The sequence below is a fragment of the Roseovarius tibetensis genome (assembly GCF_050896375.1).
In the GTDB taxonomy this organism is placed as follows: Bacteria; Pseudomonadota; Alphaproteobacteria; order Rhodobacterales; family Rhodobacteraceae; genus Roseovarius; species Roseovarius tibetensis.
Map to the genome: position 1 here is coordinate 1 of NZ_JBPBBB010000087.1, position 4,817 is coordinate 4,817.

7 protein-coding genes and 2 pseudogenes are annotated in these 4,817 nt (G+C 58.8%); 4 read left to right on the forward strand and 5 right to left on the reverse strand.

Going from position 1 to position 4,817, the window contains the following annotated elements; all coding sequences use genetic code 11:
* Nucleotides 1–220: 220 nt before the first annotated feature.
* The gene (locus ACROSR_RS20120) at nucleotides 221–1,153 is read left to right on the forward strand and encodes an IS5 family transposase (RefSeq protein ID WP_432687664.1); all 933 of its coding nucleotides are present in this window, start codon (nucleotides 221–223) and stop codon (nucleotides 1,151–1,153) included.
* Between the two features lie 68 nt (nucleotides 1,154–1,221).
* Here ACROSR_RS20120 and ACROSR_RS20125 read toward each other — a convergent pair.
* Nucleotides 1,222–1,381 (reverse strand): annotated as a pseudogene (locus tag ACROSR_RS20125) (IS1380 family transposase); the annotation flags it as partial.
* Between the two features lie 370 nt (nucleotides 1,382–1,751).
* Here ACROSR_RS20125 and ACROSR_RS20130 point away from each other — a divergent pair.
* Complete coding sequence (locus ACROSR_RS20130) at nucleotides 1,752–2,525, forward strand: LuxR C-terminal-related transcriptional regulator (protein ID WP_432687665.1); 774 nt, start codon at nucleotides 1,752–1,754, stop codon at nucleotides 2,523–2,525.
* Nucleotides 2,526–2,739: 214 nt separating this feature from the next.
* Here the strand turns inward: ACROSR_RS20130 and ACROSR_RS20135 are convergent, their stop codons facing one another.
* The 4 genes and pseudogenes from ACROSR_RS20135 to ACROSR_RS20150 form a co-directional block, all read right to left on the reverse strand.
* A complete protein-coding gene (locus tag ACROSR_RS20135) occupies nucleotides 2,740–3,084 on the reverse strand; it encodes a helix-turn-helix transcriptional regulator (protein ID WP_432687666.1) in 345 nt (114 codons plus the stop codon).
* A gap of 11 nt (nucleotides 3,085–3,095) precedes the next feature.
* A complete protein-coding gene (locus ACROSR_RS20140) occupies nucleotides 3,096–3,347 on the reverse strand; it encodes a type II toxin-antitoxin system RelE family toxin (RefSeq protein ID WP_432687667.1) in 252 nt (83 codons plus the stop codon).
* Nucleotides 3,348–3,475: 128 nt separating this feature from the next.
* On the reverse strand, nucleotides 3,476–3,640 hold the full coding sequence (locus tag ACROSR_RS20145; protein ID WP_432687670.1) for a transposase: 165 nt from the start codon (nucleotides 3,638–3,640) through the stop codon (nucleotides 3,476–3,478).
* A 17-nt stretch (nucleotides 3,641–3,657) separates the two neighbouring features.
* Nucleotides 3,658–3,822, reverse strand: a pseudogene (locus ACROSR_RS20150) (integrase); the annotation flags it as partial.
* A 16-nt stretch (nucleotides 3,823–3,838) separates the two neighbouring features.
* Between ACROSR_RS20150 and ACROSR_RS20155 the strand changes: the two are divergent.
* Together ACROSR_RS20155 and ACROSR_RS20160 are read left to right on the forward strand one after the other, a co-directional pair.
* Nucleotides 3,839–4,060, forward strand: coding sequence for a type II toxin-antitoxin system CcdA family antitoxin (locus tag ACROSR_RS20155; RefSeq protein WP_432687668.1), 222 nt, complete (start codon nucleotides 3,839–3,841; stop codon nucleotides 4,058–4,060).
* Nucleotides 4,061–4,072: 12 nt separating this feature from the next.
* Complete coding sequence (locus ACROSR_RS20160) at nucleotides 4,073–4,366, forward strand: CcdB family protein (RefSeq protein ID WP_432687669.1); 294 nt, start codon at nucleotides 4,073–4,075, stop codon at nucleotides 4,364–4,366.
* The last annotated feature ends 451 nt before the right edge of the window (nucleotides 4,367–4,817 follow it).

The window sequence follows — 4,817 nt, forward strand, 5'->3', positions numbered from 1 at the left end:
CTACCGGACGCACAAAATGTAGCGCCCGCTCAAGCCTCGGTGAGCCCGCCAACCCACACAGATCGAGAAGGGACCACATTTCCTAAGTGACCTGCTGCTTGGAAGCAGGATCTCCTGACGAGGCCGCCAGATCAAGCGTTTTTCGCTCCGGATGGGCGTTGTTGCACATCTCTGGCGACAAAGGATTCACTTCACGAATTCATGCGGTTACAGAGGTTGCATGAGCAAGCCACCTCCCGCCCGCTATCGCACGACGAACTGGTCCAGCTACAACGCGTCGCTTCGGAAGCGGGGATCTTTGCTGATCTGGGTCGACAAGGACATGACCTGGCACGCGCCGCGTGACGGGCGGCCTGGACGCCCGCCGGTGTTTTCCGATGCCGCCATCCAGTTCTGCTTGTCGATCAAGGTTCTGTTCAAGCTGCCGTTGCGCCAGACCGCTGGGATGGTAGCCAGCCTGCTCCGGCTGGCGGGGCTGGACTGGTCGGTGCCGGACTTCTCCACGCTGTGCTGGAGGCAGAAAACCTTGGCCGTCCAGATCCCCTATCGCCGCGCCGACGGGCCGCTGAACCTGCTCGTGGACAGCACCGGCATCAAGTTCTTCGGCGACGGCGAATGGCAGGCCCGCAAGCATGGCCCACAGGGCCGTCGCCAATGGCGCAAGGTGCATCTGGCCATGGATCCGGCCACATCCGACATCCGTGCCGTCGAATTCACCCCCAGCAGCAAAGGCGACAGCCCTGTGCTGCCGGCATTGCTCGGCCAGGTCCCGGCAGACGAGCCGATCGGCACGGTCACCGCCGACGGCGCTTATGACACGCGCCGCTGCCACACGGCCATCATCGACCGGCAAGCCACCCCGATCATCCCGATCCGAAAGAACGGGCGGCTATGGAAGGATGACTGCCCGGCGGCCCGCGCCCGAAACGAAGCCCTGCGCGCGATGCGATATTACGGCAGGGCCTTCTGGAAACTCTGGACAGGCTACCATGCCCGCAGCCGGATCGAGGCGAGGATGCGCTGCCTCAAGGCCTTCGGCGAGCGCATCATGTCGAGGGGCCCCGACCGCCAAACCGCCGAAATCCACATCCGCATCGCCCTCATGAACCGCTTCTCGGCCCTCGGAACAGCCGAGATCGTCCGCGTGGCCTGACGTCAGCGGGGTAAGGGGAAGTCACGTCTCTGGTGGAATTGCGCAACAACGCCCTCCGGGTGGCCCGCTGAGGCCAGATGGGACAGCCTGAGCGTGTCATCGAGCTCGCGCATCACCAGGAGGCCGCCGTCCGAACTGATCTGAGCGCCCCGGAACTCCAGCCGCACCCGGCGATCGAAATCGACCCGATCACCCCCGATCCGAACTCGCACCCTCTGGGTGATCCATGAAACAGGTCCCTTCTCGATCTGTGTGGGTTGGCGGGCTCACCGAGGCTTGAGCGGACGCTACATCTTGTGCGCCCGGTAGGCGCGGCCGGCGCGTAGACCTCAACCATCGCAGCGACGGACGCGCCGGGCGATGTTGGCCTGCACGTGGTTTTTGAGTAGCCTTCGGCCGTTCTGAGCGATGGAGGGCGGAATCAGCGAACTACTTGGGGAATGCGGGTTAAAAGATCGCGGTGGAAACCGAAGATTTTCAGACGCTTCCCAAGAGGGACACTCGCTTTGGAAACTAAATTCCGCCGCAGCCGCCAGTTTTTTCTTAAGTGTATCAACTTTAGGTTGAGTTATGCTATTTACAGTGTGACAATATCAGCATGATACAAGATCGCGTCGAAAAACCTAGCAGGAATCCTGTATCGACAGAAGTGTCGTCGGCACTGATAGTTGCAAGCGACGAGTATTTTCGTATTGCGATACGTCATCTTCTCAGGGAGTTTGTGTACGTCGGGAAGACGGTTGAAGCGGGTTCACTCGACGACGCCATAGCCCAGCTTGGCTCGGCTCTCGGCATAGAACTCGCGCTACTGGACCTCCAGATGCCGGGGATGGATGTCACCAGCGCAATCCGCTCCATTCGCAATAATTTTCCGACTGTCCGGGTGGCGGTTGTCTCGGATCTCAAGAGCCGGACGGACGTGCTCCGGTGTCTTAATGCAGGCGCGCATGGATTCGTCTACAAGGGAATGGGGGCGCAGCAACTGGCTGAAGCACTGAAGAAAATTTCCCGTGGGACTGTGTTTGTTCCGTCCTTCCTAACGGACCTGAATTTGAATGACGAACGTCCTGATCCCGAGAGGCATGACGTCAATTGCAGTGAACCGGATCCAAGCTATTCCATTACTCCGCGGCAGTACGAAGTCCTGAATCTTCTCGTTAAGGGTTTTACGAACAAGGTCATTGCACGGGAACTTTCGCTTAGCGAAGGGGCCGTCAAGTTTCATCTCTCCGCTCTTTTCCGTCGTCTGGGTGCGCGGAATCGTGTGGAAGCTGCGACGAATGGGTCAAAGCTCCTTTTGACCCACAGCGAGTTTACTGAATATGAGTCAAGACGTCACGCGACGATGATTTCTGCTTCCGGAATTGAGTAGATTAGGGTCTGGACCCATTGATTTCAGGCGTGCTGCGTGCATGATCCCTGTATTGGCCTTGCACACCTGCAAGGGGTCGAAGTTCTGGCCACTGGCGACAGACGGTCGGTCAAGCTTCCCTGACGCCTAGGGCCTCGTGAAGGAGGTCACGGGGCAGGGACGTTTCCGCGTCTGGCAGGCAGTGCTGTGACGGGTGAGCGTGATTGCCACACCCTCACTGCGCCAGATCATCCAGCGCGATCTCAAGCGCATCTGCCAAAGCGCGCAGGGTCGCGACAGAACCCTTTTTGCGATCAGTCTCGATTTCGGCAACGGTGACGCGATTCACACCTGCTTGTTCCGCCAGGGCCGCTTGGGTCAGGCCGCGCAGATCCCGGTAGACGCGCAGTGCGCTCTCGCCGTTGAGCAGGCGATTCACGTACTGCGCGGGGATCAACTCATCCTCATCAGCTGCCAAGGTTGCTTTGGCATTATCATAGGACTGAAGGTCCACCAGATCTTCGGCCGCAGCTCGCAGGCGGTCATATTCATCACGAGTAATGGATATCATTTCGCTCATGTTACACCCTTTCAGTCATAGATGCTGCCACGGGGTCCGATATCCAGGACAGCCAGAACATTACCCTGATCATCCATGATCACACGCCAATCGCCCACCCGCAGACGGATACCCTCTCGCCGCTTCAAAGACTTAACGTTATTGGCCTGCGAGCGTGGGTCCTGCGCGTAAGCCTCGATCTTGGACCTGATCAGCGTGGCGGTGTTTGCGGGCATCCGGCGCAAAGCCCTGATTGCCGCTCTCGTGTAGCTGACCTGCTTCATTATGTAGCTTTAAGCTACAGACCTCGGAAAATCAAGGTACATGTCGCCAATAGCTACATTCGCGGCCAGCACATGTCTGTCGGGCGATATTATTGCATTCACTCTCAATGCCCGGGAAGCCCCTTCCTTCAGGTGGGGGAGGGATAGGGCCCGTTTTCTGCCGTCGGCGTCCTCTGGCTCCGGACATAATCCTTGATAATGTCGAGCGGCGCTCCGCCGCAGCTGGCGGCAAAATAACTCGGGGGCCACAGCCCCTTCGGGCAATGTCGCCGAATGTCCGCGCGGTCGCGCAGGAGGAGCCGCGCGTCTAGGCCTTTAGCGTATTGTCCGAGGCCGCGGCGCGTGCATAGTCGCGTGCGGTGTCGACCAACCGGTCGAGGGTGCCGGAACCAGCCATATGGGAGGGCAGGGCGATAGCGTCTGTCTCATCTTGCTCTGGAGATGCGTCTGGATTATACTCTTTAAATATACGCATTCTCCGGGAGGTTGCGATGGGTCGCGTGAAGGTCAATCTGACTCTGGATGCCGATGTCGCCGAAACGGCACGGACGCTCGGCCTCAACATGTCGCGTTTGGCCGAGGCGGCGATCGTCGAAGCGGCCAAGGTCGAACGCAATCGCCTTTGGCGCATGGAGAACCAACCCGCGATCAACGCCTATGCCGAGGAGGTTGCCAAAGAAGGCTTGCCCCTCGCGCCTTACCGAAGTTTCTGAGGCGGCGACACTATGGCACAATTCGATCTCTATCGCCTGAACGGCGGGCAACTTGTCGTGGATCTTCAAACCGACCTGATCGGCATCGAGGCGTCGCGCATAGTGGCACCCTTGCGTGAGGCGGGCCGATATGCGGCCTTTCCTGGCCTCACGCCTTCTGTCGAACTGGATGGAACGGCGCTGATTGTCCGTGTTCAGGAACTTGCCGCCGTTCCAGGATCGGAACTGCGAGAGCCGGTCGGATCTTTGGCTGATCACCGCGATGCATTGAAGCGCGCACTGGATATCCTGATCGACGGGGTTTGAGCCGCTGCTGTGGTCTGATGCCGCGCCAAAGCAAGAAAGCTTTCGAGTATCCGCGGCGCGAAGCCTCTCTCTCGTCGATGCAAGACCGGTTTGGCACCGCTGATCTCGATTTCTCGTTGGTTTCTGAATTACCGGACAGGGCCGGTTTCGGATGTGGCGCGTGCTGACGTGACGGGCCATCTACATACTGCACGTCTTTAGTTGTTTGTTCGATTTCCAGACGATGGAAGGCCGATTAGCCATCGGGAAAAAAATCCAAGCGAAGATCAAGGGGTCTGGTGTACCGTTAAGATGTAAAAAGACGGTGTACAAGTTAATGAATCCCTCGGCTGCGCAAACTCCGGGTCGGTCGGGTTCAGTTCGGAGTTGATTGCCATGAGGGCACCTCGATTTTTGATTATTTTCTTGGGCGGGCAACGGTGCGTTTGGCGTGAAGCGGGAGGGAAGTAGC

Excerpts from the sequence above, each read along its gene's own strand:
- ACROSR_RS20120 (WP_432687664.1), top strand. The coding sequence starts at position 221 with ATGAGCAAGCCACCTCCCGCCCGCTATCGCACGACGAACTGGTCCAGC.
- ACROSR_RS20130 (WP_432687665.1), top strand. The coding sequence starts at position 1,752 with ATGATACAAGATCGCGTCGAAAAACCTAGCAGGAATCCTGTATCGACA.
- ACROSR_RS20135 (WP_432687666.1), bottom strand. The coding sequence starts at position 3,084 with ATGAGCGAAATGATATCCATTACTCGTGATGAATATGACCGCCTGCGA.
- ACROSR_RS20140 (WP_432687667.1), bottom strand. The coding sequence starts at position 3,347 with ATGAAGCAGGTCAGCTACACGAGAGCGGCAATCAGGGCTTTGCGCCGG.
- ACROSR_RS20155 (WP_432687668.1), top strand. The coding sequence starts at position 3,839 with ATGGGTCGCGTGAAGGTCAATCTGACTCTGGATGCCGATGTCGCCGAA.
- ACROSR_RS20160 (WP_432687669.1), top strand. The coding sequence starts at position 4,073 with ATGGCACAATTCGATCTCTATCGCCTGAACGGCGGGCAACTTGTCGTG.